This is a genomic window from Streptomyces sp. NPDC088923, assembly GCF_044749745.1.
GTDB lineage: Bacteria > Actinomycetota > Actinomycetes > Streptomycetales > Streptomycetaceae > Streptomyces.
Window position 1 is genome coordinate 839,833 of the sequence record NZ_JBIVIO010000001.1, and the last position, 23,131, is coordinate 862,963.

23 protein-coding genes are annotated in these 23,131 nt (G+C 71.7%); 11 read left to right on the forward strand and 12 right to left on the reverse strand.

From position 1 onward, the window contains the following. Positions 1 to 6: 6 nt before the first annotated feature. The gene (locus tag ACIP4O_RS03910) at positions 7 to 732 is read right to left on the reverse strand and encodes a hypothetical protein (protein ID WP_401571183.1); all 726 of its coding nucleotides are present in this window, start codon (positions 730 to 732) and stop codon (positions 7 to 9) included. A 409-nt stretch (positions 733 to 1,141) separates the two neighbouring features. Next, positions 1,142 to 1,972, reverse strand: a complete 831-nt coding sequence (locus ACIP4O_RS03915; protein ID WP_401571185.1) for a DUF6461 domain-containing protein — start codon at positions 1,970 to 1,972, stop codon at positions 1,142 to 1,144. Positions 1,973 to 2,145: 173 nt separating this feature from the next. On the opposite strand from ACIP4O_RS03915, the gene ACIP4O_RS03920 reads away from it, so the two are divergent. Then, a complete protein-coding gene (locus ACIP4O_RS03920; RefSeq protein WP_401571188.1) occupies positions 2,146 to 2,847 on the forward strand; it encodes an alpha/beta fold hydrolase in 702 nt (233 codons plus the stop codon). Between the two features lie 45 nt (positions 2,848 to 2,892). On the opposite strand, the gene ACIP4O_RS03925 is transcribed toward ACIP4O_RS03920, so the two are convergent. The 4 genes from ACIP4O_RS03925 to ACIP4O_RS03940 form a co-directional block, all read right to left on the reverse strand. Next, on the reverse strand, positions 2,893 to 3,081 hold the full coding sequence (locus ACIP4O_RS03925; RefSeq protein ID WP_401571190.1) for a DUF397 domain-containing protein: 189 nt from the start codon (positions 3,079 to 3,081) through the stop codon (positions 2,893 to 2,895). A 118-nt stretch (positions 3,082 to 3,199) separates the two neighbouring features. Beyond that, complete coding sequence (locus ACIP4O_RS03930; RefSeq protein WP_401571193.1) at positions 3,200 to 3,391, reverse strand: DUF397 domain-containing protein; 192 nt, start codon at positions 3,389 to 3,391, stop codon at positions 3,200 to 3,202. Between the two features lie 155 nt (positions 3,392 to 3,546). After that, entirely contained in the window at positions 3,547 to 3,741 is a 195-nt protein-coding gene (locus ACIP4O_RS03935) for a DUF397 domain-containing protein (protein WP_401571195.1), read from the reverse strand. Beyond that, complete coding sequence (locus ACIP4O_RS03940) at positions 3,738 to 4,559, reverse strand: Scr1 family TA system antitoxin-like transcriptional regulator (RefSeq protein ID WP_401571198.1); 822 nt, start codon at positions 4,557 to 4,559, stop codon at positions 3,738 to 3,740. Before ACIP4O_RS03940 ends, ACIP4O_RS03935 begins: the two co-directional genes overlap by 4 nt. Before the next feature lie 122 nt (positions 4,560 to 4,681). Here ACIP4O_RS03940 and ACIP4O_RS03945 point away from each other — a divergent pair, with 122 nt between their 5' ends. Both ACIP4O_RS03945 and ACIP4O_RS03950 read left to right on the forward strand, forming a co-directional pair. Next, positions 4,682 to 4,876 (forward strand): hypothetical protein, encoded by a 195-nt coding sequence (locus ACIP4O_RS03945; protein ID WP_401571200.1) that lies wholly within the window; start codon positions 4,682 to 4,684, stop codon positions 4,874 to 4,876. Next, the gene (locus tag ACIP4O_RS03950; RefSeq protein ID WP_401571203.1) at positions 4,873 to 6,153 is read left to right on the forward strand and encodes a peptide deformylase; all 1,281 of its coding nucleotides are present in this window, start codon (positions 4,873 to 4,875) and stop codon (positions 6,151 to 6,153) included. Before ACIP4O_RS03945 ends, ACIP4O_RS03950 begins: the two co-directional genes overlap by 4 nt. A 19-nt stretch (positions 6,154 to 6,172) precedes the next feature. On the opposite strand, the gene ACIP4O_RS03955 is transcribed toward ACIP4O_RS03950, so the two are convergent. Further along, entirely contained in the window at positions 6,173 to 6,565 is a 393-nt protein-coding gene (locus ACIP4O_RS03955; protein WP_401573809.1) for a VOC family protein, read from the reverse strand. 392 nt (positions 6,566 to 6,957) lie between these two features. Between ACIP4O_RS03955 and ACIP4O_RS03960 the strand changes: the two genes are divergently transcribed. Beyond that, positions 6,958 to 8,199, forward strand: coding sequence for an MFS transporter (locus ACIP4O_RS03960; RefSeq protein WP_401571206.1), 1,242 nt, complete (start codon positions 6,958 to 6,960; stop codon positions 8,197 to 8,199). A 152-nt stretch (positions 8,200 to 8,351) separates the two neighbouring features. Here the strand turns inward: ACIP4O_RS03960 and ACIP4O_RS03965 are convergent, their stop codons facing one another. After that, positions 8,352 to 8,495, reverse strand: a complete 144-nt coding sequence (locus ACIP4O_RS03965) for a hypothetical protein (protein ID WP_401571207.1) — start codon at positions 8,493 to 8,495, stop codon at positions 8,352 to 8,354. 309 nt (positions 8,496 to 8,804) lie between these two features. Here ACIP4O_RS03965 and mfd point away from each other — a divergent pair, with 309 nt between their 5' ends. Beyond that, on the forward strand, positions 8,805 to 12,341 hold the full coding sequence (gene mfd, locus ACIP4O_RS03970; protein WP_401571210.1) for a transcription-repair coupling factor: 3,537 nt from the start codon (positions 8,805 to 8,807) through the stop codon (positions 12,339 to 12,341). A gap of 76 nt (positions 12,342 to 12,417) precedes the next feature. Here mfd and ACIP4O_RS03975 read toward each other — a convergent pair whose 3' ends face one another. Together ACIP4O_RS03975 and ACIP4O_RS03980 are read right to left on the reverse strand one after the other, a co-directional pair. Next, positions 12,418 to 12,852: a VOC family protein gene (locus tag ACIP4O_RS03975; protein WP_401571212.1), complete on the reverse strand. Its 435-nt coding sequence runs from the start codon at positions 12,850 to 12,852 to the stop codon at positions 12,418 to 12,420. Between the two features lie 136 nt (positions 12,853 to 12,988). Continuing rightward, entirely contained in the window at positions 12,989 to 13,255 is a 267-nt protein-coding gene (locus tag ACIP4O_RS03980; protein ID WP_401571215.1) for a DUF6199 family natural product biosynthesis protein, read from the reverse strand. A 118-nt stretch (positions 13,256 to 13,373) separates the two neighbouring features. Between ACIP4O_RS03980 and ACIP4O_RS03985 the strand changes: the two genes are divergently transcribed. Next, a complete protein-coding gene (locus ACIP4O_RS03985) occupies positions 13,374 to 14,129 on the forward strand; it encodes an HNH endonuclease family protein (protein WP_401571216.1) in 756 nt (251 codons plus the stop codon). A 217-nt stretch (positions 14,130 to 14,346) separates the two neighbouring features. Here ACIP4O_RS03985 and ACIP4O_RS03990 read toward each other — a convergent pair whose 3' ends face one another. Next, a complete protein-coding gene (locus ACIP4O_RS03990) occupies positions 14,347 to 15,192 on the reverse strand; it encodes an SDR family oxidoreductase (RefSeq protein ID WP_401571218.1) in 846 nt (281 codons plus the stop codon). A gap of 144 nt (positions 15,193 to 15,336) precedes the next feature. On the opposite strand from ACIP4O_RS03990, the gene ACIP4O_RS03995 reads away from it, so the two are divergent. From ACIP4O_RS03995 to ACIP4O_RS04010, 4 genes are all read left to right on the forward strand, one after another. Continuing rightward, on the forward strand, positions 15,337 to 15,885 hold the full coding sequence (locus ACIP4O_RS03995; protein ID WP_401573811.1) for a TetR/AcrR family transcriptional regulator: 549 nt from the start codon (positions 15,337 to 15,339) through the stop codon (positions 15,883 to 15,885). Positions 15,886 to 16,050: 165 nt separating this feature from the next. Then, complete coding sequence (locus tag ACIP4O_RS04000) at positions 16,051 to 16,899, forward strand: glycoside hydrolase domain-containing protein (protein WP_401571221.1); 849 nt, start codon at positions 16,051 to 16,053, stop codon at positions 16,897 to 16,899. Between the two features lie 198 nt (positions 16,900 to 17,097). After that, positions 17,098 to 17,841: a SurA N-terminal domain-containing protein gene (locus ACIP4O_RS04005; protein ID WP_401571224.1), complete on the forward strand. Its 744-nt coding sequence runs from the start codon at positions 17,098 to 17,100 to the stop codon at positions 17,839 to 17,841. 36 nt (positions 17,842 to 17,877) lie between these two features. Further along, positions 17,878 to 18,930: a nucleoside triphosphate pyrophosphohydrolase gene (locus ACIP4O_RS04010; RefSeq protein ID WP_401571226.1), complete on the forward strand. Its 1,053-nt coding sequence runs from the start codon at positions 17,878 to 17,880 to the stop codon at positions 18,928 to 18,930. A gap of 67 nt (positions 18,931 to 18,997) precedes the next feature. Here the strand turns inward: ACIP4O_RS04010 and ACIP4O_RS04015 are convergent, their stop codons facing one another. After that, positions 18,998 to 21,367: a GH92 family glycosyl hydrolase gene (locus ACIP4O_RS04015; protein ID WP_401571228.1), complete on the reverse strand. Its 2,370-nt coding sequence runs from the start codon at positions 21,365 to 21,367 to the stop codon at positions 18,998 to 19,000. A gap of 390 nt (positions 21,368 to 21,757) precedes the next feature. Between ACIP4O_RS04015 and ACIP4O_RS04020 the strand changes: the two genes are divergently transcribed. Beyond that, positions 21,758 to 23,053: a cytochrome P450 gene (locus ACIP4O_RS04020; RefSeq protein WP_401571230.1), complete on the forward strand. Its 1,296-nt coding sequence runs from the start codon at positions 21,758 to 21,760 to the stop codon at positions 23,051 to 23,053. The last annotated feature ends 78 nt before the right edge of the window (positions 23,054 to 23,131 follow it).

Consider the following 23,131-nt stretch of genomic DNA (forward strand, 5'->3'; position numbering starts at 1 on the left):
AGCGCCCTAAACGGAAACGGTGAAAGTTCTGTCGGCCACCTCGGCGGAAATCCGCATTTCGGTCGCCCCCGTGTCCGGGGTGGTCAGGGCGACGAGGCTGCCGTCCAGTTCGTCGAGGAACTGCCGGTCGAATTCACCGTCCAGCATTACCCCGGATCTGCGAAAGCTTGAAGAGAGAGGGGTGTCCATGTCACGCCACTCCGGTGCGGCGTCCCCTTGCGCGCGTAATCCTGACACGCAGAAAAGACCCGCACCTGACTGAATGACCCCGCCATGCCAGATGGTCGGCCCAGGCCCTGCGTGGAGAATTTCAGGGGTTCGGCGGTAACGCAGAAGCGAGTTACCGTCGCCTTCCTCGGTCAGCCACGCTCTGTAGGTGACTTTCAGAGCCGGTAGGTAGACCTGGAGAAGCCACTCCTGCTGGGGATCGAGCAGCGTGCCCGAGCCGATGAAGTGGCCGTAATGAGCCCTGGGTGTCGAAATCTCAAGCGGCAGAAGAAGCGTTCCGCTGGACGAACCTCTCGCGAAAACCGCAGCGATGAGGACCGACCCCCACGGCCCCTCGTCATCGTGCAGGACCTCCGCCATACGCCCCTCAGCCTGAGTCTCGACGCACACGGTGAATTCAGCCCCCAACGGGCTGACGTTCGTCGCGAGCCAGCAGGCGAAACCCTCGGCCGGGCGGCCGAGGAGGCGCAGGCTGTACGTTCCTAGTTGCCGCAATGCAGCCAAGCCCCCTCACCCCAACCCCTCGTCTTGCGTCCGTCCACGTAGCTGTTTCCCTCCACAACGAAAAAGCGCTTCCCCTTCGACTTCTTACACTTGGGCTGGACCCACGCTCGGCTCACGCGCTTCAGATCGTCCCTGCGGGCACTCCGCTTGTAGGTGGCTGCGATCCGATTGGGGCATTTCTCCTCGTCTTCGCACTTCCTGCTGAGAAGGCGAGCCGTGATGTATTTGCTCGAAAACTTCCCGTTGCAGGTGGGGTCCGCGTACCCATAGACTCGCTTTTCCGTGTCCACATAGGGCCTCTTTTCCGAAGCCGTCGGCTGAAAGAGCATCGTGCACCACGCGCTCGCCAACATCCCGGCCTTAGTGCATCGCCGTCACCTGAGCAGGCTATTCTGATGGAATAGCTCATTTAATCGCGCGTCCGTGGCGTTCGGTCCGGTGGTTCGCCGTGCGTGATCACGACCGGCCCGTTCGCCTGCCTTCGTGCGCGCTCCGAGGCCGCGGCGACCTCCTCGTACGTCCACTTCTTGTGCAGGCGCTCGCCGTACGCGTCGGTGATGTCGATGATCAGCTCGGACCATTCCTCGGCGGGCTGTTCGGGGACGAGTCCGAGCGTGTACGTGGCGTCCCCGAGAAGCGATTCGGTGAGGCGTACGCCCGTGAGACGCTCGGCCAGGGCGAGGACCGCCGCCTTGCCGTCGACGTCCGGGGCGTCCTCGTCGTGCTCGCCCTCCGGCGTCAGCGGGAAGCCGACCTCGCGCAGCTCGGGGAGGAGCGCGTCGGGGGTGCTGCCGTCGCGCCAGAGGGGCCACTCGAAGACCGTGCGCAGCACGCCGTCCTCGTACCACTGGAAGAGGTCGATGGGCTTGCCGCCGTTGGTCGAGTGCACGACGACCCGGCCGCCCGCCGACAGCGCCTCGACGCACGCGTCCCCGAGCCCCAGGCCACCGTCGTAGCCGAGGACGAGTGTCCAGTCGCCGCCCGCGCCCGCCGCGCTGAAGGCGCCGACGACGTAGGACTCGTCCCACAGGTCGTCGCTCTCGTCGCGGTGCGCGTTCTCCGCGTCGATCAGTCCGTCCGTGCCCTCCCCGCGGCCGCGCGGCTCCGCGCCCGCCGCGCGCAGCACCTCGTCCGGGGTCCGCCCCCGTATCAGCGTGAGCGTGTACCCCACCTCCTGCGCGTGCCGGAAGAACGGCGAGGTGCGAATCCAGGCGTAGTCGTCTGCGGTCACCGAGTTCATGCGGGCCAGTGTGGACGACCCCTCTGACAACGGGGCGCCGTGCCGACGGAGCGTGCGGCCCGCCCGCCGCCCGGGCCTCCGGACTCCCTTGCCGTGCCGGCCGGAACGGGCACGATGGACCGGTCCCGGCCGGCCGGGCCGGGCCACCGGTTCACCCGATGGAGGTACATGTGATGCGGAAGTTGCGCAAGGTCGTCCCCGCCGCGCGTCGGCACGAGGTGGTCGAGGGCGAGGCCGCTCCTGCCGACGTCCTCTCGTATCTCCTCCACCTGCCCGAGGACTACGACTCCGACCCGGCCCGTACGTGGCCGCTCGTGCTGTTCCTGCACGGCGCGGGCGAGCGCGGCGCCGACCTGGAGGCGGTCGAGCGGCACGGGATACCGAAGCTGGCCGAGGCCGGTCAGGAGTTCCCTTTCGTCGTCGCCTCCCCGCAGTGTCCCGCGTCGAGTCAGTGGGTTCCCGAAGTCACCACGCTCGCGCGGTTGTTGGACGAGGTCGAGGCCGAGTACCGCATCGATCCCTCGCGTATCTACGTCACGGGCCTGAGCATGGGCGGCTACGCCACCTGGAGCCTCGCCGTCCGCTACCCCGAGCGCTTCGCCGCCGTCGCCCCCGTCTGCGGCGGCCTGTGGATGCAAAGCCCGGAGCCCATCCGTGACGTGCCCGTCTGGGCCTTCCACGGCGAAGAGGACGACGTCGTCCCGATCAGCCGCTCCGAGGAGATCGTGACGGTCCTCGAAGCCCTCGGCGCCGACGTCCGTTTCACGCGCTATCCGGGCGTCGGCCACGACTCCTGGACCGCCACCTACGACGACCCCGCCCTCTACGACTGGCTCCTCTCCCACCGCCGCACCGACAAGGCTCCGGCAAGCTGACCGCAGCGGCGGCGCACGGCAGTTGACCGCGCGGTCAGCGTCCGCTCAGGCCGTCCGTACGGAGTCCAGGAACCTCCCGAACGCTTCGCGGCCGAAGGTGACCACGGGGCTCTGCCCGGCGCGCTTGCTGTCGCGTACGGGTACGGCGGTCTCGCCGGGGGCGATCTCGACGCAATCGCCGTTGTCGCCGCCGCTGTAGCTGCTCTTGACCCACGTGCGGGGCTGGTTCGTCATGGGGTTGCTCCCTCGTCGCGCGTACGGGCTAGGAGCATGCCCAGCCGGGCGTACGGCGAAGCCCGCCGGGCCCCCTGGGCGGGGAGCGGCGGGCTTCGGGTTCGCGTGGGGGGGGGCTTTAGCGGTTGTTCGTGACGGACCCGAGGAAGGTGGTGAACGCTTCGCGGCCGAACGCGATCACGGGGCTCTCCTCGGCGCGCTTGCTGTCGCGTACGGGCACGGCCGTCTCGCCGACCGCGATCTCGACGCAATTGCCGTTGTCGGCGCCGCTGTAGCTGCTCTTGACCCACGTGCGCGTCTGGTTCGTCATCGGGACGCTCCCTCGTCTCGTGTACGGGCTTGAAGCCTGCCCACCCGCACGCAAGGCGAAGCCCGCCGCGCTCCCTGGTCCGGGGAGCACGGCGGGCTTCGGGGTCGCGTGGAGGGGTTGCCACCGAGGGGGGGAAGTGGCAGTCACGCGACGTCTTAACGGTCCGTTGTCACGGACCCGAGGAAGGCGGCGAACGCCTCACGACCGAATTCAACCACGGGGCCGGACTCGGCACGCTTGCTGTCACGGACGGGAATGACCGGCTCGCCGAACGCGATCTCAATGCAAGAGCCGTTGTTGCCCCCGCTGTAGCTGCTCTTGACCCACGTGCGGGCGGGATTGTTCGTCATTCGTCTGCTCCTTGTTGCTTTGCCATGCTGCGGAGTAGGTCCAGCGAATCCTGGGCGGACGCCGCCATCATGCGCAGATGATCACACACCTCCGCCGTCTGTGCGATTGTCTCGGGCGAACGGTCCACGGAACCACCGCCCACCCACGATTCTGAGTAAGCCACCTGCTGACCGTCCACGGTGAGGAAGATAAACGGCATATCCGTGGGTGGGGCGCCGTCACGCGCGCGAAGAATCTGAAGGGTGACAGTGGGGCGCTCGGCCAGCTCCGCGAGGTAGGTCAGTTGTTCGCGCATGGTTGCCGGTCCGCCGACACTCATGCGGAGAACGCTTTCCGCCACGATCATCCACAGGCGCGGGGGGTTCTCCCGGTTGAGGATCTGCTGTCGCTGGACGCGGAGTTCGATACGGGCCCTGACCTCGTCCTCGGTCTCTGTAGGGTTCGCTGCGCGGAACACTGCCGCTGCGTACGCCTCCGTCTGGGCAAGGCCCTCGACCAGCACTGAGCTGTAGCTGACTATCGCCGTCGCGCTCTGCTCAAGATCCGCATACGGCTTGAACCAGTCCGGGTAGTCCTGGCGGAACAACTCGCCATGCAGCCGGACGTACACCCCGCCGGTCTTCCCCGCCTTGTCCATCGCCCGCGCGAACTCCGGACTCGCCGGAACCTCGCCCCGTTCGACTTTCGAAACCAACGGCTGCGAGAAGATGAGCAAATTGGCATATGCCGTTTGACTAAGCCCCAAATGCTGCCGCTGGCTCCGTACTTCTTCGGCGAAGGCGGCAATCGCCCTGCTTCGCCGAGAGGATTCGCTCACGCGTGCTAACTCCCCTCTCCTATCTGCGATTTGAATAATGCTCCCCCCGCAGGAATCGGGCTACCCCTGCCTTCATGGGGTTTTGGCTTTGGAGTCCCGCCCTGGTGACGCACTGTAGAGGCATGAACACAGCCGCACAGTGTCGTTCCGGGCTTTCGGTCACGGACTGCCCCAGGTGTCTCGAACTGCTGCGCGAGGAGCGGGCCGCGCGTGCGCGGGGTGACTACTCGGCCGAGACGGACTGCCGCGTCCTGCGCAAACGGCACCCGCACAGGGCGGGCGCGGGGGCGGTGCGGGGCGCCGAGGGCGGGCGGTGACGGTGGTGGACGGCCGTCCGGAGCGGCCCGGGGGGCGGGCCGTGCGGGGCTTCGCCGTATGGGCCAGGGGCGGGGACGCGCGCGGGGCGTGGCTGCTCGCTGCGGGGGAGGTGCGGGACGCGGGGGAGTGCGGGGCGTGGCTGCGGGCGACGGCGTTGCGGCTCGCGGTGCGGCTCGACCCGGGGCCGCGTACGCGGTGGGCGCCGCGCGGCCTCGTACGGCCGACGTACGCGCCGGGACCGGACGCGCCGACGGCGCTGCGGGAGTGGGCGGAGGACGGGGGACGGCAGACGGCGGTGGCCGAACTGCTGGCGGGCGGGGGGTCGTTCGGGGCGCGGTTCCCGGACGTGGGTGGTGCGTGGTTGGAGCTGGCCGCCGTGCCGGTGCCCGTACCGGCCGAAGCGAGTGAACGGAAACCTGGAGCCCCGATGAGTGACACGACCCTGCCCGGCCCGGCCCTGGCGCCCGCGCGGTGCGACGCGGAGACGGACGTACCGCACTTGATGCGGATCTTCGCGAAACGGCTGAGCATCCACACGCTGGGCGGGGAACCGGCGAGCCGGACGCGGTGCGCGCTGGAGGCGCACGAGGGCGTCGAACACATGGGCAAGGTGCGGGAGTTGAGAGAGGGGGCGGTGTGGGTGACGTTCACGCGCGAGATGCCGCCGTATCAGGCGAGGTTGCTGCCGCCGTGCGGGCGCGGGGGGAGGTGTGGGCTGTACGAGGGGCATCCGGGCCGGTGCGTCGTGGAGGAGCCGGCGTCGCCGGGGGCGGAACGGATGCGGGAGGCGGGGGTGTTGCTGGAGTGTGCGCCGGAACTGGCGGTGACGGCGCGGCCGTTCGACCTGCCGGGGGAGAGGGAGGAGGCGATGAGGACGGTGCGGGCGATCGAGGCGACGCTCGATCGTGTGCTGCGGGCGTTCGCGTTCCCGGAGGGGGTGGGGCTGTCGGCGCCGCAGATCGGCGTGCCGCGCGCGGCGGCGCTGGTGCAGCCGCCGTGGGGTGCCCCGGCGGTGATCCTGCTGAACCCCCGTGTCACGGGGGCCTCGGCCGAGACGGACGAGAGCTACGAGACGTGCCCGAGCCGACCCGCCGCCCGTACCCCGGTCCGCCGCCCCCGCGAGATCACGGTGGAGACCACGACCCTGACCGGCCACCCCCTCACGGCGACCTACACCCCGCCCCTCTCCCGCCTGATCCACCACGAGATCACCCACCTGGAGGGCGAGGCCCAGCCGCCCCGCCTCCCGGTACGGACGAGCCGTTCGGGGGTGTGAGGGCGGCTGGACGACGGGACTACTTGGCGATCTCCCAGATGTGCCCACCCGGGTCCCGGAAGCTGGCCGTCCGAATCCCCCAGGGGCGGTCGACGGGCCCGTTGAGCAACGTGACACCCCGCGCCTTCAGCTCCTCGCACATCGCGTCCACGTCGTCGACGGGCAGCGTGAGCTGGAGCCGCGACCCGGCCTCGGGCGCGGCGACGCGCGCGGGCCCGATCAGCGCGGGGGCCTCGGTGTCCCGCAGCAGATTGATGAGGGTGTTCCCGAACTCGAAGACGGCCGAGTTCTCATCCTCGAAGGCCACGGGCAACCCGAACACCTCCCGATAGAAGCGCTTCGTGGCACCGAGATCGCCAACGAACAACGTGATGGCGCTGATGCCCTTGGTCCAGGGCGAGTTACCCGTCATGTCAGTCACCCCCAGAGCATCCCCGACCGCCCGGCCGCCGTACAGGGAAAAGCCGCCCGGAAGCACCGGCCGACTCCGCCTCACGCCACCTCCACCGGCATCACCCCGCACCGCTCCGGCACCCACCCCGCCCGCCGCAAGGTCTCCCGCACGTCCTCCGCGATGATCTCGCCCGTCATACCCGCTCTCTTCCCGCGCGAGGAGCGCCGCTCGCGCCACCTTCGCCGCGCGGGCAAGTAGGACCCCCTCGCGATATATGGACAGCAGCTGGTCGGCGCACGATCTGACGCCGACGTTCCTCAATCTCTTGCCCGGCCGCCACCGCACCGACGGGCCAGGGCGGTTGTCCCGAACTGGATTCACCGGTGTGCCTCGTGTGGTCGGCTTGGACCATGGACGTCCTGCGCGTGGCCCAGTTCCGCCGATACCTCTTGGGGCAGGCTGCCTCCCAGTTCGGCGACAGTCTGGTGCCTCTCACGATCGCCTTTGCGGCGCTCGATGTCGCCGGCCCCAAGGGAATCGGGCTCGTGCTCGCCGCCAACCGGCTTCCGATCGCCGTGCTCGTTCTGGTCGGTGGCGCTCTGGGCGACCGGTGGCCGCGCCGTGCGCTCATGGTGGGAGCGGACGTGCTTCGCTGCATGGTCCAGGCGGCCTGCGGCGTGCTCCTGCTGACCGGGCACGCGGGGCTGATGCCGCTGATCGTTTTGCAGGCACTCGCCGGGGTGGGGACGGCGCTGTTCGTTCCGGCTGCCTCCGGTCTCGTGCCGTCTCTGGTCGGCAAGGAGCGGGTCCAGGAGGCGAACGCGTTGCTCGGCCTGGTCGGCAACGCCAACAAGGTCGCCTCGATCTCCGTGGCCGGGGTGCTCGTTGCCTGGGCCGGGACGGGCACGGCGCTCCTCGTGGACGGCGCGACGTTCGCGCTCAGTGCCCTGGCGCTGGCCGGGCTTCGCCTGCCCGCGCTCGCTCGGTCCACCGGCGGGCGGCCGGGGCTGTGGCGGGAGATTCGGGACGGGGCGCGGCTGGTCGCCTCCATGCCGTGGCTGTCGGTGCTTCTCGTGTACGGGGCGCTGCTCCAGGCACTGGTGATCGGCCCGCACATGGTCGCAGGACCCTTGCTGGCGGAAGGGGCGTACGGGGGTGCGGCGGGGTGGGCCGTGATCGGGGTGGTGCAGGCGGTCGGGTCGATCGCCGGGGGGATTGTCGCGCTGCGCTGGCGTCCGGGGCAGCCATTGGTCGCGGCGTGCGCGGTGGGCCTGCTGATGGCCCCGTACCTGCTCGTCCTGGGCCTGGGGGGCCCGCTGTGGCTGGTGTGCGTGCTGGCCGTGCTGATGGGCGGGCAGGGCTCGGTGTGCATGGTGGTGCAGACGGCGCAGGTCCAGCAGCGGGTCCCCGAGGACGCGCGCTCCCGGGTGGCGGCCTGGTCCCAGCTCGGCAACCTCGTCGCCCTCCCGGCCAGTCTCGCCCTGGCGGGCCCCCTCGCCACGCACTGGGGCGGCGGACCGGTTCTTCTGGCCGCTGCGGGCTGGCTGACCGTCTCCACCGCCCTGGTCCTCGCCAGCAGGGTGCTGGCGCTGCCGACGAGGACCGTATCGGGCGCGGACGCCCCGTCAGAGGCATCCGCGCCCGCCGGGTAGCGGCCGGGCTCGCCCCCCGGGGCGGGCCTCGCGCCTGCGGCCGGTGTCCTGCGGGTGGGGTGCCTCCGCGGGGAAGAGGTTCTTCCACATGTCGGCGGGGTCGGGCACGCGCACGACCAGTGCTCGCCTCAAGGCCCCCCGCAGGGGACTCATCAGGTGTGCCGGATCGGCAGGTCGCGCAGGGTCACGAGCTGCTGGCCCTGGGCGGTCATGGCCCGGTGCCAGTGCGCGTACGTCCGGTTCCCCGTGGCCGAGCACCCTGGCGGCCCCGTTACCTGCGGCAAGGTGTTGGGCACCGGGTTCCCCGGGTCGTTGTTCCTCGTCCCCGCTCGACAGCCGAAAACCAGCCCCCGGGCCGCGCTCGTGTCCCCCGTCCCGTCCCGTCCGAAGTCGTCACCCGTCCCGTCCGGTTCCCCACGGAGGGTGACCGCCCCGCCCGTCTCGGGCTTTCGCGTCGTACGCTGGAAGACCCCCGGCCCGTACCGCGTGCCGGTCTTTCGCGCTGCCCCGGGCCGCTGCTGCCCGCGGGCTCAGGGCGAACCCCCCGGCCCACGTACGGACCCCCGGGGCCCGCACGGACCCCCGGTCAAGGACGGATGGCATTCATGAGTCTGCACGGTCTTCTCGACGCGGTGCTCGACGACCCGGCGCTCGCCGAGGCGGTCAAGGCCGCGGGCGACGGGCACCGCACCCAGGCGGATGTCGTCGGGCCGCCCGCCGCGCGGCCCTTCGTCGTGGCCGCGCTCGCGCGCGAGGCGCGCCGTACCGTCCTCGCCGTCACCGCGACCGGCCGCGAGGCCGAGGACCTGGCCGCCGCGCTCCGTACGCTCATCCCCGCCGAGGGCGTCGTCGAGTTCCCCTCCTGGGAGACGCTGCCGCACGAGCGCCTCTCGCCCCGCTCCGACACCGTCGGCCGCCGCCTCGCCGTGCTGCGCCGCCTCGCGCACCCCGACGCGGACGACCCCGAGGCCGGGCCCGTCTCCGTCGTCGTCGCGCCGATCCGTTCCGTGCTCCAGCCGCAGGTCAAGGGGCTCGGGGACCTGGAGCCCGTCGCGCTGAGGCAGGGGCAGAGCGTCGACCTCCAGGAGATCGTCGAAGCGCTCGCCGCCGCCGCGTACGCGCGCGTGGAGCTGGTCGAGAAGCGCGGCGAGTTCGCCGTACGAGGCGGCATCCTCGACGTCTTCCCGCCGACAGAGGAACACCCGCTGCGCGTCGAGTTCTGGGGCGACGAGGTCGAGGAGGTCCGCTACTTCAAGGTCGCCGACCAGCGCTCCCTGGAGATCGCCGAGCACGGGCTGTGGGCCCCGCCCTGCCGCGAGCTCCTCCTCACCGACGAGGTGCGCCGCCGCGCCGCCGTGCTCGCCGAGGAACACCCCGAGCTGCGCGAACTGCTCGGCAAGATCGCCGAGGGCATCGCCGTCGAGGGCATGGAATCGCTCGCGCCCGTCCTCGTCGACGACATGGAGCTGCTGCTCGACGTCATGCCCGAGCGCTCGCTCACCCTCGTGTGCGACCCCGAGCGGGTCCGTACCCGCGCCGCCGACCTCGTCGCGACGAGCCAGGAGTTCCTGCAAGCCTCCTGGGCCGCCTCCGCGACCGGCGGTGAGGCCCCCATCGACGTCGGCGCGGCCTCGCTGTGGTCGCTCGCCGACGTGCGCGAGCACGCCGTGCACGACCTCGGCACGCCGTGGTGGTCCGTCTCGCCGTTCGCCGTGGACGAGGAGCTGGACGGCGACACGATCAGCCTCGCGATGCACGCGCCCGAGACCTACCGGGGCGACACCGCGCGCGCCCTCGCCGACACGAAGCGCTGGGTCAGCGAGGGCTGGCGCACGGTGTACGTCACGGAGGCGCAGGGCCCCGCCTCCCGTACCGCCGAAGTCCTCGGCACCGAGGGCATCCCGGCCCGCCTCGACCCTGAACTCGGCGCCATCGAGCCGGGGTTGGTGCATGTCTCCTGCGGCTCCATCGATCACGGCTTCATCGACCCGGCGCGCAGGCTCGCCGTCCTCACCGAGACGGACCTCTCCGGGCAGAAGGCGGCGGGCAAGGAAGGCGCCCGGATGCCGGTGCGCCGCCGCAAGTCCATCGACCCGCTCACGCTGGAGACGGGCGACTACATCGTCCACGAGCAGCACGGCGTGGGCCGCTACATCGAGATGGTCCAGCGCACGGTGCAGGGCGCGACGCGCGAGTACCTCGTGGTCGAGTACGCGCCCGCCAAGCGCGGCCAGCCCGGCGACCGGCTCTACATCCCGACCGACCAGCTGGAGCAGATCACGAAGTACGTGGGCGGCGAGGCCCCCACGCTGCACCGCCTCGGCGGCGCCGACTGGACCAAGACGAAGGCGCGCGCCAAGAAGGCCGTCAAGGAGATCGCCGCCGACCTCATCAAGCTCTACTCCGCGCGCATGGCGGCCCCCGGGCACGCCTTCGGGCCCGACACGCCGTGGCAGCGCGAGCTGGAGGACGCCTTCCCGTACGCCGAGACGCCCGACCAGCTGACCACGATCAGCGAGGTCAAGTCCGACATGGAGAAGACGGTCCCGATGGACCGCCTGATCTGCGGCGACGTCGGCTACGGCAAGACGGAGATCGCGGTACGGGCCGCCTTCAAGGCCGTCCAGGAGGGCAAGCAGGTCGCCGTGCTCGTCCCGACGACGCTCCTCGTGCAGCAGCACTTCTCGACGTTCTCGGAGCGGTACGCCCAGTTCCCCGTCACGATCCGCGCGCTCTCCCGCTTCCAGAGCGACACCGAGTCGAAGGCGACCCTGGAGGGGCTGCGGGACGGGTCCGTCGACCTCGTCATCGGCACGCACCGGCTCTTCTCCTCCGAGACGAAGTTCAAGGACCTCGGGCTCGTCATCGTGGACGAGGAGCAGCGCTTCGGCGTCGAGCACAAGGAGCAGCTGAAGAAGCTCCGGGCGAACGTGGACGTCCTCACCATGTCCGCGACCCCGATCCCGCGCACGCTGGAGATGGCCGTCACCGGCATCCGCGAAATGTCCACCATCACCACCCCGCCCGAGGAGCGGCACCCCGTCCTCACCTTCGTCGGCCCCTACGACGAGAAGCAGATCGGCGCCGCGATCCGCCGCGAACTCCTGCGCGAGGGCCAGGTGTTCTACATCCACAACCGCGTCGACTCGATCGACCGGGCGGCGGCCAGGCTGCGCGCCGTCGTCCCCGAGGCGCGCATCGCGACAGCGCACGGGCAGATGAGCGAACAGGCCCTGGAACAAGTCGTCGTGGACTTCTGGGAGAAGAAGTTCGACGTGCTCGTCTCCACGACGATCGTGGAGTCCGGTATCGATATCTCGAACGCCAACACGCTGATCGTGGAGCGCGGCGACAACTTCGGCCTGTCCCAACTCCACCAGTTGCGCGGCCGAGTGGGACGTGGCCGCGAGCGCGGGTACGCGTACTTCCTCTACCCGCCGGAGAAGCCGCTCACCGAGACCGCGCACGAACGCCTCGCGACCATCGCGCAGCACACCGAGATGGGCGCGGGCATGTACGTCGCGATGAAGGACCTGGAGATCCGCGGCGCGGGCAACCTGCTCGGCGGCGAGCAGTCCGGGCACATCGCGGGCGTCGGCTTCGACCTGTACGTACGGATGGTGGGCGAGGCCGTCGCCGACTACCGGGCGCAGCTCGACGGCACGTCCGAGGAGGAGCTGCCGCCCGAGGTCAAGATCGAACTCCCGGTGGACGCGCACGTCCCCCACGAGTACGCCCCGGGTGAGCGCCTCCGCCTCCAGGCGTACCGCGCGATCGCTGCGGCCACCTCGGAGGAGGACATCACGGCGGTACGGGAGGAGCTGACCGACCGGTACGGGCCGCTGCCCGAGCCCGTCGAGAACCTGCTGCTCGTCGCCGGGCTGCGGCTGCTCGCGCGGGCGTGCGGGGTCGGTGAGATCGTCCTCCAGGGCAACAACGTGCGCTTCGCACCGCTGCCCGAGCTGCGCGAGTCGCAGGAGCTGCGACTCAACCGGCTCTACCCGGGCACGGTGCTCAAGCCGGCGCAGCGGTCGGCGCTCGTGCCGCGGCCGAAGACGGCGAAGATCGGCGGGAAGCCGCTCGCGAACCGCGAACTGCTCGCGTGGGTCGGGGAGTTCCTGACGTCGATCGTGGGGTCGTAGGCGGGAGGGAGCGGGCGGTCCACCGGTACGTGGGCGGGGGGCCTCCCCCCGTACCGGCGTCGGTGCCCGCCCCGCCTCAGCCGATCTGCTCGGCCAGCGCCACGATGATGCCCGCCGGGCCGCGCAGGTAGCACAGGCGGTAGCTGTCCCCGTACCGCGCCACCTCGCCGAGGAGTTCGGCGCCGTGCGGGCGCAGGCGGGCGATCGTGTCGTCGAGATCGTCCACGGCGAACATGAGGCGGTGCAGGCCGAGCGTGTTGGGGGCGGGCGGCGCGGCCTCGATCGCCACCGGGTGGTGGTACGTGGTCAGCTCCAGCCTGCCGCGGCCGTCCGGGGTCCGCATCATCGCGATGGCGCTGCGGACGCCGTCGAGCCCCACGGTGTGGTCCGCGAAGAGCCCCTCGATCTCCGCCTCGCCCTCCAGTTCGAGCCCGAGCTCGAGGAAGTAGGCGACAGCCGCGGCGAGGTCGTCGACGACGACGGCGACGTTGTCCAGTCGTTGCACAGTCATGGGGCCGACCTTAAGCGGGGCGGCGGTACGGGCCAGGCCGGGGACACGACAAGGACGGCGGTACGGGCCGGACGACACCGGGGCCGGACCCGTCGCGGAGGTAGGGGGCGGCTGGGGGCGGGGGCTTTCCGCGGGGTCAGCGCAGCGCCGTCACCAGGAAGACGACGCAGGCCGCCGCGACGATCCCCGCGGTGAGGCGCATGGCCGCGTAGCCCTTCGCGGAGGGCTCCGTGGCGTCGTAGTCCTTCACAAAGGGCCGCTGGAAGGGGCGGTTGGCGCGCCAGAACAGCCGGGGGTTGAGGAGCTGGGTGACGGACAGCGTGAAGATGATCGCGAGGAAGACGAAGGAGAGGGGCGAGGGATGGTGCGCCTCGGCGAGCGGGAGTACGTGATGCGACGTCATGGCCGCCGGGTTCCCGTACGCCCCCGGGCGTACGCCACCCCGCCGGGCATCCCGGCACCGGGCCCGGGTACACAGAGGGGGCGGCCGGAGGGACCGGTGGCGGGCGAGGGGTGGCGAGATGCGGTACGGGGTGCGGCGGGGCGCGAGCGGAGTGGTGGGCGCGGTGGCGCTGGGCGGGCTGCTGCTCGGTGCGGCGGGGTGCAAGGACGTCGAGGTGTCGGGCGCGGGCGGGGGCGGCGGCGCGGCGAGCGAGCCCGCGCGGGGCGCGGAGGGTTCGGCGCTCAAGGCCGTGGACGGGCTCACGGTCAAGGGCCGCGCCCCGAAGACCGGTTACGACCGCGACAAGTTCGGCTCCGCGTGGGCCGACACGGACTCCAACCACTGCGACACCCGCAACGACGTCCTCAAGCGCGACCTGAAGGACGTGAAGTTCAAGTCCGGGGACTGCGTCATCGCGAGCGGCGTCCTCAACGACGACCCGTACTCCGGCGACGACGTCCGCTTCACGCGCGGCGCGAGCAAGATAGACATCGACCACCTCGTCTCGCTCTCCGACGCCTGGCAGAAGGGCGCGTCGAAGTGGGAGCCGAGCAAGCGCATCGCCCTCGCCAACGACCCCCTCAACCTCCTCGCGGTGAGCGCCGGCCCCAACCGCAGCAAGGGCGAGGGCGACACGGCGACCTGGCTCCCCGCGAACAAGGGCTACCGCTGTACGTACGTGGCGGGCCAGGTCGCGGTGAAGGCGAAGTACGGGCTGTGGGTCACGTCCGCCGAGAAGGCCGCGATGAAGAAGGTCCTCGCGACCTGCCCCGACCAGAAACTCCCCGAGGGCACGGCCCCGACGAAGGCCCCGGCACGATTCCGGGCGAGGTGAGCCGTCCGGAATCGCGCCGGGAGGCGGCCCCTGCCGCCGAGTGGCCGAGGCCCGGGCGCGGGTAGCCGAGGCCGGTACCCCGCCGATCCCCGTACGCGGCCGGGCCCGCCGCCCCCCGTACGCGGCCGGGCCCGCCGCCCCCCCGTACGCGGCCGGGCCCGCCGCCCCCCCCGTACGCGGCCGGCCCCACCGGCCACCGGATGGCCGGCCCCACCGGCTACCGGAATGCCGCCAGATTGCGCGCGGCCCACCGCCCGAAGGAGCCGGCCGGGCGGTGCAGGACGGTCTCCACGTCGGCGCTGATCCGCTGCTCCGAGGGGAGCGGGGCCCCGAGGACCTCCAGCGTGCCGGTGGCGACCTGCTCCGGCATGAACCGCGTCATCCGCTCCAGCGCCTGCGCGTGTGACAGCTCCACGAAAGCCACCGCCTCGCCCAACGCCCCGGCGAGCGTCTTCGCCTGCTGCCGCGGGCTGATCAGCTCGGGGCCGGTCAGTTCGTACGTACGCCCGGCGTGCCCGTCCTCGCGCAGCGCGGCCGCGGCGACGGCCGCGATGTCCGCCGGGTCGACGACGGGCAGCGCCACGTCCCCGAACGGGGCGAAGACGGTGCGCCGAGTGCGTACCGTCTCGGCCCAGGCGAAGGCGTTGGAGGCGAAACCGCCGGGGCGCAGGATGGTGAAGTCGCCGCCGAAGGCGCGTACCGCCGCCTCGAACTCCCGCAGACGGGCGTGCGAGAGCGCCTCGGGGCGGGTGGCGCTGACCTGCGAGGAGACCAGGACGAGCCGTTCGACCCCGGCGGCCGCGGCGGCACCGAGCAGCGCCTCGGGAGCCTCGCCCCGGCTGTTGAGTTCGCCGCCGAGCAGGAGGAACAGTGCGCGGGCCCCGTCGAGCGCGGGGCGCAGGCTCCCGGCATTGCCCGTATCGGCCCGTACCCAGCGGACGCCCGGCACGGAGTGGGCCGTCTGGGGACGCCGTGACACGGCCACGACCTCCTCACCCGCCTCGGCGAGCAGTTCCACCAGCGTCCGCCCGATGTTGCCCGTTGCCCCCGTCACGGTGATCATCGCGACCTCCTGAAAGTAAGTGAGTTGACTGACTCAGTAGCGGGGGTGACGCTAACACGCTGCTCCCTGGGGCTGTCTATAGTCAGTCGGGTGACCAACTCAGTGAACCGGCGCGTACGGGCCTCGCAGAAGCGGCAGCGGCTCATGGCGGCGGCGGCCCGGGTGCTGCACGAGCAGGGGGTCGAACGGACGACTCTCGCCGATATCGCGCGCGAGGCCGAGGTCCCGGTGGGGAACGTCTACTACTACTTCAAGACCAAGGACGAACTGGTCCTGGCGGCACTGGTCGAGCACAGCGCCCACCTGGACGAACTCGTGGGCGAGCTGGACCGGTTGGCCGACCCGCGCGAGCGACTCAAGGCGCTGGTCGAAGGCTGGATCGAGCAGCGCGGGACCGCCGCCCGCCACGGCTGCCCCACCGGCACCCTGGCCGTCGAACTCGACAAGCGTGCCGACGGAACGCTCGACGCGGAGGCCGGCGCCGTTCTCCGCCGCCTGCTGGACTGGGCAGCGGGCCAGTTCCGCGAACTGGGCCTGCCCGACCCGGACGACCTGGCACTCACCCTGGTCTCCGCCTACCAGGGCATGTCCCTCCTGGCCAACGCCCTGCGCGAGCCGGACGTCATGACCCGTGAGGGCGGCCGCCTCCTGCGCTGGCTCGACTCGCTCGGGGTGCGGGACGCGGGGCGCTGACCGGCGGCTCGTCACCTGCCGGACGGGGGAATGGCGAGCGGCCCCGCGGGGTGAGCGGCCCCGCGGGGTGAGCGGCCCGCCCCGCACCCTCCGCACGACGCGCGATATCTTGCGATGCTCGCGTTGCGGGCGAACTCGGCAGGTAAGTCAAGGGTGGGGAAAAAGATGACCAAGTCCGGTCAGCAGGGCGGTAGTCACAGACGGTCGAAGCGGGGGCGGTGGATCGCGCTCGGGACGAGTGCGGCCGTTGTCGCGGGGGTGGGGGTCTTCGCGGCGACGCAGGCGGGGGCCAGCACGGTGTGGCCCGCGCAGAAGACCTTCAAGGGGCGCGCCTTCGACACGTGCACCGCGCCGTCGAGCGCCGCCATGAAGGCGTGGCACACCGGCTTCTACGGGGCCGCCGCCGTCTACATCGGCGGCAAGAACCGCGGTTGCGCGCAGCCGCAGCTCACCGCCTCCTGGGTCAAGACCGTGAGCGCGCAGGGCTGGAAGCTCGTCCCGCTGTACGTGGGCGCGCAGCCCCCGTGCCAGAAGAGCGCCAACCCCGAGAAGATGACGACGTCCAACGCGGCCTCGCTCGGCGCGAAGGACGGCGCCGACGCGGTCGCCAAGGCCGCCGCGCTCGGCATGAGGAAGGGAAGCCCGATCTTCCTCGACATGGAGCCGTACGACACGAAGAACGCCTCCTGCGCCAAGGCGGTCCTCTCCTACACGCGCGCCTTCACCAAGACCCTGCGCGGCAAGATCTACCGCGGCGGCTTCTACGGCTTCAGCAGCTCCAGCGCCGCCGCGATCGCCACCGCGAAGGACCGCACCGACCTCCCCGGCAACCTCTGGTACGCCAAGTGGGACAAGGTCAACACCACGACGAGCGACTGGCCCTGGTCCAAGAGCCTCTACACGGACCACAGCCGGGGCCACCAGTACATGGTCAACAGCAAGGAGAAGCGCGGCAGTTACACCATCACGGTGGACCGCAGCGCCTGGGACGGCCCGGTCGCGATCACCGGCTGACGGCAGGGGGCGCCGCCCGGCGGGCGGCGCCCCGTACCCGTCCCCCCCGCAGGTCCCCCGTACCGCCCCGAAGACCCCCGTACCGCCTCCCCCTCCCGACTCGTTGCTCCAAGGTGGTGGCCCTCCGCCCGGCCACCTCCTACGATCGACCCCGGACTTTGTGCATCGACGCACAAACTGCTCGCAGGGAGGCCCACCTTGCACCGCCGCTCCACCGCATACGCCCTGTCCGCCCTCGCCCTCGCCGCCGCGCCGCTGCTCAGCGCCTGCGGCGGCACCCCGCACCCGGGCGCCGCCGCCGTCGTGGGCAGCACCCGGATCACCGAGGCGCAGCTTCAGCACCGCGTCGGCGAACTCCACGACGCCGTACGGGAACTCAGCTCCGACGCGCAGACCTCCGAGCGCATCATCTCGGGCAGCGGCAGTCTCGCCCGGCCCACCCTCCAGGGCATGGTGCGCGACCGCGTCGTCGCCCGCGCCGCCGCCGACAAGGGCGTCACCGTCAGCCGCGCCGAGGTCCAGAGCGCCCGCGCGCAGCTCACCCAGCAGGCGGGCGGCGAGCAGGGCCTCAAGGTCGAATGGCTCACCCGTTACGGCGTGCCGCCGTCCCGCCTCGACGACGCGCTGCGCGAGAACATCGCCGAGCAGAAGCTGTACGAGGCGCTCGGCGCCGACCCGTCGAGCCCCGAGGGCAAGGCGACCGTCGACAAGACGCTCGCCGCGACCGCGAAGAAGCTCAAGGTCGACGTCAACCCGCGCTACGGCACGTGGGACGCCGCGAAGGCCACCCGCGCCGACGCCCGCCCGGCATGGCTGCACGAGGTGAGCCGCGCCCCCTCGGGCCAGGCGGCGGGCGCCGAGGCGGGCGCGGGCGCCGACGCGGGCGCGGGCGGGGACGCGGGTGCCGCCGACGGCACCGGCGCAGAAACGGGGCAGGGCTGACCAAGGACGCGGCCCCGCCTGGGTTACGTTGCCGTGGTGAACGAAACCAGCCACGGAAACGGCCCGGAAGACCGCCCCGACAGCCCCGGGGGCAGCGGGGGCACAGGTCGCATCGTCCTGCTGACCACGAGTCACCGGGTCGCGCCGGGGCTGCTGTCCTGGCGCGCCTGGCAGACCCTGCGCGGCGCGGCCCGCGTGCTGTGCGCGGACCCGGAGCACCCCCAGCTCCCGTACCTGCGCGAGGCCGGGGTCGCGGTCGAGGCCGGGGTCCCGGCCGCCGAGGAGCTCGTCGCGGCCTGCGCGGACGGCTCCACGGTCGTCGTCGTGGCGGGCGAGGGCGCCGACGAGCACAAGCTCACCGACCGCCTCGCCGCGCTCGCGGGCTCCGGGCGCCACGCCATGCCCGAGCTGGAACTCCTTCCCGCCTCGTACGACCTGCCGGGCGCCCGGCTCATCGACCTCGTGCAGGTCATGGACCACATCCGCCTGGACTGCCCCTGGTCGAGCCGCCAGACCCACGAGGGCCTCGCGAAGTACGCGCTCGAAGAGGTCTACGAGCTGGTCGAGGCGATCGAGGACGGGGACCGGCACGAGCTGCGCGAGGAGCTGGGGGACGTCCTGCTCCAGGTCGTCTTCCACTCCCGTATCGCCGAGGACGACCCCGAGGCCCCCTTCTCGATCGACGACGTCGCGGGCGCGCTCGTCGAGAAGCTGATCCGCCGCCACCCGCACGTCTTCGGCGACGAGAGCGCCGAGACCCCCGACGAGGTCCGCACGCTGTGGCTCGCCGCCAAGGCCGACGAGAAGCAGCGCGCCTCCGTCACCGAGGGCATCCCGCTCGCGCAGCCCGCGCTCTCGCTCGCCGCGAAGCTCGCGGCCCGGGCCCGTACGGCCGGGCTCCCCGTCCCCGTCCCCGAGCCGGGCGCCGACTGGGGCCCCGCACTCCTCGCGCTCGCGGCCCGCGCCGACGCGGCGGGCGTCGACCCGGAGGCGTCCCTGCGCGCCTCCGCCCGCGCCTACCGCGACGCGATCCGCCGGGCGGAGGCGGCGAAGGGGAGCGCGGCGGAGGACGCGGTGGAGGAGGAGTAGGGCGTACGCACGGGGGCGGGTCCACCGGCGCGCTGCCGGTGGACCCGCCCCGTACCGTTTCCCCCGCCTACGGCTGCGAGGGCGTCACCGCCGGCGGTGCGTCGCCCGCCGCCGTGCCCCACGCCGAGGGCTCGGTGCCCACCGCGAAGTCGAGCCGGTGGCTCTCGCGCAGGTCGTCCGTCGTCAGGTACGTACGGTCCCACGCCTTGCCGTCGAGCCGGACCGACCGCGTGTACCGCTGGTCCGCCGACGTGCCCGGCGCCGTGACCGTGAACCGGCCCGCGGGGTAGTAGCGCTTGTCCAGCGTGAGGTCGACCCGGTCGAAGACGGGCGTGGACAGGCTCCACGTGTCGGTCCCCGGCTGCACCGGGTACACGCCGATCGCCGAGAGCACCATCCAGGCCGACATCGTGCCGAGGTCGTCGTTGCCGGTCATGCCGGTCGGGGTGTCGGTGAAGAGCGTCAGCGCCGCGTGCACGACGTCGGTGGTCTTCCACGGCTGCCCCGTGGAGAGGTACGTGTACGGGGCGATGAGGTCGGGCTCGTTCTGCGGGTTGTACTTGTCCGCGTTGTAGTAGTCGTACGGGCCGTTGACCCACACCTCGCGGGCCGTCTTCGCCGGGTCGGCCACGAGCTGGTCGTAGGCGAAGAAGGAGTCGAGGCGCTGCCGCGCCGCGTCCTGGCCGCCGATCAGGCCGATCATCCCGGGCAGGTCCTGCGGCACCATCCACTGGTACTGCCACGCCGTGCCCTCGTGGAAGCCCTCGCTCTGCGCCGGGTCGGCCGGGCCCGCGAAGGCGCCCGAGGCGTCGCGGGAGCGGAAGAAGCCGGTCGAGGGGTCGAAGATCTTCCGGTAGTTCTGGGCGCGCTCCGCGTAGCGGCGCGCGTCCGCGTCGTGCCCGAGGTCCTTCGCCATCCGGCTCAGCATGCCGTCGGACAGCGCGTATTCGAGCGTCGCCGAGCCGCCGTGGTCGAAGTCCGAGTCACCGGGCTTGGCGTGCGGGCGGTCCTTGATGTACGGCGCGAAACCGTCCTTCAGGTACTGGGCGTTGGCCTCGCGGCCGACCGCCGGGGAGTCCGTGGGCGGCACCCCGTCCGCGTTCTTCTTCAGCGCCCGGTACGCCTCCTCCTCGTGGCCCTTGAGCAGCCCCTGCTGGTAGGCGTTGGTGAGGAACGGCGTGACGGGGTCGCCCGTCATGATGTTCGTCTCGACCGTCCCGTACCCCCACTTGGGCAGCCAGCCGCTCTCCGCGTCCACGCGCAGCACCGACAGCGCCATGTCGCGCGCCTCGTGCGGGGCGAGCAGCGACAGGAGCTGGGTCTGCGTGCGGTACGTGTCCCACAGCGACCAGTTCTGGTAGTACGTGAAGCCCTCGGAGCGGTGCTTCCTCTGGTCCCAGCCGGTGTAGCGGCCGTCCACGTCCTCGCCCACGTTCGGGGCGAGGAAGGACCGGTAGAGCGAGGAGTAGAAGGTGCGGCGCAGCGTCTCGTCACCGCCCTGCGCCGCGACCGTGCCGAGCCGCTTCTCCCACGTCGCGTCGGCCGCGCGGCGCGCCCGGTCGAAGGAGCCGCCGCCCTCGGCCTTGAGGTTGCGGGCCGCGCCCGCCGCGTCGACGTACGAAAGGGCGGTCGTCGCCTCGACCGTACGGTCCTTGCGGGTGTCGAAGCGTACGTAGGCGCCGTTGCCGCCCTCCTTCGCGGCCGAGGACTTCGAACCGGCCGTCACCTTGCCGTCCGCCCAGGTGCCGTACGAGGCGAAGGGCCGGTCGAAGCGCGTGATCGTGTAGACCGTGTACGGCACGGTGTCCTGGCAGAAGCCCCGGCCGGTGATGGCGGTGCGGATCGTGCGGGAGTCGAGGACCTCGACCTTCGTGGAGACCGTGCGGTGCAGCGACTGCCCCGCGTTGAACAGGACGTTCGCCTTGTCCGTCGCGGGGAACGTGTACCGCTGCTTGCCGGTCCGCTCGGTCGCGGTCGCCTCGGCCCGCACGCCGTACGTCTTGAGACCGACGCGGTAGTACCCGGGGTGGGCCTCCTCGTCGTCGTGGCTGTACGCGGAGGCGTACTTCGCGTCGTCCGTCTCGGTGATGTCCCCCGTCGTGGGCAGGACGGGCAGATCGCCGCCGAGCCCGCAGCCGACGCCCGAGATGTGGGTGAGGCTCAGCCCCCTGATGTGGTCCTGCTGGTAGTCGTAGCCGGTCGTGTGACCGGTGTCGGGGGAGAGCTGCACCATGCCGAAGGGCACCGCCGCGCCGGGGTAGGTGTTCCCCTCGTTCTCGGTGCCGATGAACGGGTTGACGAGGTCGGTGAGGTGGTCCCGCCCCGGCGCGTGCCCGGCGACCGCCTGCGCGGAGGGCGCGAGCAGCACCCCGCCCACGAGCGTTCCGGCGAGCAGCGCGACCGCGCCCCGCCTGCGGAATCGATGAGGCCATGACATGTGGGGAATGCCCTCCAGCCGCTGAGACAACGTTGTCAGCGGGTCATTCTTCGACGGGGCGGGGGAGGGGTCAAGGGGGCGTGCCGAAGCGGGAGTTGCGGGAGCGGAACCGGCGTTCGAGGAGCGGGGCCCGGTCAATCCCAGCGGGGCCGATCAATCCAGCGGGGCGCGATCAATCCAGCGGGGCGCGGTCAATCCCAGCGGGGCGCGATCAATCCAGCGGGGCGCGATCAATCCAGCGGGGCGCGGTCAATCCCAGCGGGGCCGATCAATCCAGCCCCTCCGGCGTTTGAGGAGCGGGGGCTCGGGGGCGGAGCCCCCGAACAGGGCACCCCCGCCGGACGGCGAACCCGCCCCCGCCCCCACCAGGAGCTTCGCTACCGTCTCCGTATGCCCTGCCCCCGCACCCCCCTCCCCGCCGAAGCCCCCCTCCCGCACGCCCCCGCCCTCTTCTCCCGGGAGTTCGCCGCCCACCCGTACCCCTCCTACGCCTGGCTGCGCGCGCACGAGCCCCTCGCGTGGACGCGGCTGCCCAGCGGGGTCGAGGCGTGGCTCGTGACGCGGTACGAGGACGCGCGGCGGGCGCTCGCCGAGCCCCGGCTCTCCAAGAACCCGGCGCACCACGCGGAGGGCGCCGGGGCGCGCGGGAAGACCGGGATTCCCGGGGAGCGCAAGGCCGAGCTGATGACGCACCTGCTCAACATCGACCCGCCCGACCACACCCGGCTGCGCCGTCTCGTCTCGAAGGCGTTCACGCCGCGCCGCGTCGCCGCCTTCGCGCCGCGCGTCACGGAGCTGACGGACCACCTCATCGACGGCTTCGCCGCGCGCGGCAGCGCGGACCTCATCCACGAGTTCGCCTTCCCGCTCCCCATCTACGCCATCTGCGACCTCCTCGGCGTCCCGCGCGAGGACCAGGACGACTTCCGCGACTGGGCGGGCATGATGATCCGGCACGGGCAGGGCCCGCGCGGGGGAGTGGGACGCGCCGTCGGCAAGATGCGCGGCTACCTCGCCGAACTCATCCACAGGAAGCGCCGCGACCTAGGCGACGACCTCATCTCGGCCCTCATCCAGGCCGCTGACGAGGGCGAGCACCTCACCGAGAACGAAGCCGCCGCCATGGCGTTCATCCTCCTGTTCGCGGGCTTCGAGACGACCGTGAACTTGGTGGGAAATGGGTGCTTTGCCCTACTTCGGCACCCCGGGCAGCGTGCCATGCTCCACGACGCCCTCCAGGGCCCCGACCACGGCGAAGCCCTCCTCACCACCGGCATCGAGGAACTCCTCCGCTTCGACGGCCCCGTCGAACTCGCCACCTGGCGCTACGCCACCGAGTCCTTCGACCTCGCGGGCCGGCACATCCGCTCCGGCGACCCGGTCCTCGTCGTCCTCGCCGCCGCCGACCACGATCCCGCGCGCTTCCCCGACCCCACCACGCTCGACCTCACCCGCCGCGACAACCAGCACCTCGGCTACGGCCACGGCATCCACTACTGCCTCGGCGCCCCGCTCGCCCGCCTGGAGGGAAAGACCGCCCTCACCCGCCTCTTCACGCGCCTCCCCGGCCTCGCCCTCGACGCCGACCCCGAAGAACTGCGCTGGCGCGGCGGCCTCATCATGCGAGGCCTGCGCACCCTTCCCGTCCGTTTCACCCCCTCTGCGCAGGGATGTGAGCAGTCGTGAACTGAATGCGCGTCAATAATGTGATGTTCGCGTGATCAGTGCTGCATCGACTTGTGACGAGCGTTCGAATCCCGCTAC

Coding starts and splice junctions, on each gene's coding strand:
- ACIP4O_RS03915 (WP_401571185.1), bottom strand. CDS start 1,972: ATGAACTCGGTGACCGCAGACGACTACGCCTGGATTCGCACCTCGCCG.
- ACIP4O_RS03920 (WP_401571188.1), top strand. CDS start 2,146: ATGCGGAAGTTGCGCAAGGTCGTCCCCGCCGCGCGTCGGCACGAGGTG.
- ACIP4O_RS03925 (WP_401571190.1), bottom strand. CDS start 3,081: ATGACGAACCAGCCCCGCACGTGGGTCAAGAGCAGCTACAGCGGCGGC.
- ACIP4O_RS03930 (WP_401571193.1), bottom strand. CDS start 3,391: ATGACGAACCAGACGCGCACGTGGGTCAAGAGCAGCTACAGCGGCGCC.
- ACIP4O_RS03935 (WP_401571195.1), bottom strand. CDS start 3,741: ATGACGAACAATCCCGCCCGCACGTGGGTCAAGAGCAGCTACAGCGGG.
- ACIP4O_RS03945 (WP_401571200.1), top strand. CDS start 4,682: ATGAACACAGCCGCACAGTGTCGTTCCGGGCTTTCGGTCACGGACTGC.
- ACIP4O_RS03955 (WP_401573809.1), bottom strand. CDS start 6,565: ATGACGGGTAACTCGCCCTGGACCAAGGGCATCAGCGCCATCACGTTG.
- ACIP4O_RS03960 (WP_401571206.1), top strand. CDS start 6,958: ATGGACGTCCTGCGCGTGGCCCAGTTCCGCCGATACCTCTTGGGGCAG.
- mfd (WP_401571210.1), top strand. CDS start 8,805: ATGAGTCTGCACGGTCTTCTCGACGCGGTGCTCGACGACCCGGCGCTC.
- ACIP4O_RS03975 (WP_401571212.1), bottom strand. CDS start 12,852: ATGACTGTGCAACGACTGGACAACGTCGCCGTCGTCGTCGACGACCTC.
- ACIP4O_RS03980 (WP_401571215.1), bottom strand. CDS start 13,255: ATGACGTCGCATCACGTACTCCCGCTCGCCGAGGCGCACCATCCCTCG.
- ACIP4O_RS03985 (WP_401571216.1), top strand. CDS start 13,374: ATGCGGTACGGGGTGCGGCGGGGCGCGAGCGGAGTGGTGGGCGCGGTG.
- ACIP4O_RS03990 (WP_401571218.1), bottom strand. CDS start 15,192: ATGATCACCGTGACGGGGGCAACGGGCAACATCGGGCGGACGCTGGTG.
- ACIP4O_RS03995 (WP_401573811.1), top strand. CDS start 15,337: ATGGCGGCGGCGGCCCGGGTGCTGCACGAGCAGGGGGTCGAACGGACG.
- ACIP4O_RS04000 (WP_401571221.1), top strand. CDS start 16,051: ATGACCAAGTCCGGTCAGCAGGGCGGTAGTCACAGACGGTCGAAGCGG.
- ACIP4O_RS04015 (WP_401571228.1), bottom strand. CDS start 21,367: ATGTCATGGCCTCATCGATTCCGCAGGCGGGGCGCGGTCGCGCTGCTC.
- ACIP4O_RS04020 (WP_401571230.1), top strand. CDS start 21,758: ATGCCCTGCCCCCGCACCCCCCTCCCCGCCGAAGCCCCCCTCCCGCAC.